This is a genomic window from Pseudomonas sp. P5_B2 (genome assembly GCF_056400445.1).
Genome location: NZ_JBFULH010000986.1, coordinates 1 through 1,201 on the forward strand (window position 1 = coordinate 1; position 1,201 = coordinate 1,201).

Here is a 1,201-nt window from a genome sequence, read left to right on the forward strand (position 1 = left end):
ACCCCGAGTCGTCACCCAGTTTGTAATCCTCGTGCTGCCATTTCAGCGACACCACACGCTGCCAGCCACTGGGCAGTTTGCTGTGCCATTCCGGGCCGATGGTCAGCAGTTTGCTGCGGGTGTCGGTGCCGTCAATTTCTTCATTCTGATAACCACCGGCAAAGCGCAGTTTGTCGGTCAGCGGCGGGTCCAAGGGAATGTCGTAGAACAGTCCAACGTTTTGCCGGGGTGCCGAGACTTCAGCCTCCCAGCCATAACTGTGCCCTTGGGGATTGACCCAGTGCCGGGTCCAGTTGGCCTTGATCCGGGGTCCAACGTCGGTCGAGTAACCCAGCCCCAGGCCCATGGTCCGTGGTTTGCGGGTTTCGAGTTTGACGTCCACCGGGATCACATCGTTTTTGGACGCCGTCGGCGTCGCGTCCACTCGAACACTTTCGAAATAGCCACTCGATTGCATGGCCTGATTGAGTTCGGCAATCAGTTCGGAGTCATAAGGCGTGCCTTGCTTGAACGGTACCATGCGTTGCAGCAGGTCCTCATCAAACGGCGTGTCGCCTTCGAAACTGACCTTGCCCAAGGCATAGCGCGGGCCGCTGCTATAAATGAGTTCGATATCGGCCACGCCAGCGCGCGGGTCCACCAACAGTTTTTGGCTGGTGAAGTGACCGCTGAAAAAGCCGAAGCGCGAGGCTTGATTCTGAATCAGGCGTTTGGCGTCTTCGTATTGACCATGATTGAGCACCGCGCCGGTTTTCAGCGATGCGCTTTTGGGCACACGAAAAGACTTGAGTGAAGCGGCCGGGCCGTCGATGCGAATCGTGACATTGCGCAAGTGCACCGGTTCGCCGGGGTCGATGTTGAGCACCAGGCGCGGCGTTTTGCCGCCCGTCACATCGCTCTCGATCTGCGGCTGGTAATAACCCAAGGCCTGGGCGGCCTTGCGCGCCTGCTCCTCAGCGCCACGACTGAAGCGTTGCAACGCATCTTCGTCACGATCGCCGAGGCTGCCGATATAGCCCTCTATATTGGCTTTCAGTTCATCGTTGGACGGTTTGATCCGCACATCCAATTCACTTTGGGCCAGCGCCGCGCAGCTGGTGAACAGCATCAGCACGCCACTGGTAAATCTTCCTGGAAACTTCATAGGCGCGGATGCTATCACGAGCTTGGGAGCGTGATAGAGCCTCGCGAGGCGTTAAAG

General features: G+C 58.2%; 1 protein-coding gene. It reads right to left on the minus strand.

Annotation, left to right across the window (positions count from 1 at the left end; translation table 11 throughout):
- Positions 1-1,144, minus strand: a 1,144-nt coding sequence (locus tag AC1DRJ_RS28545; RefSeq protein ID WP_477805090.1) for an autotransporter assembly complex protein TamA, incomplete at its 3' end; no start/stop codon positions are given.
- Positions 1,145-1,201: the final 57 nt, after the last annotated feature.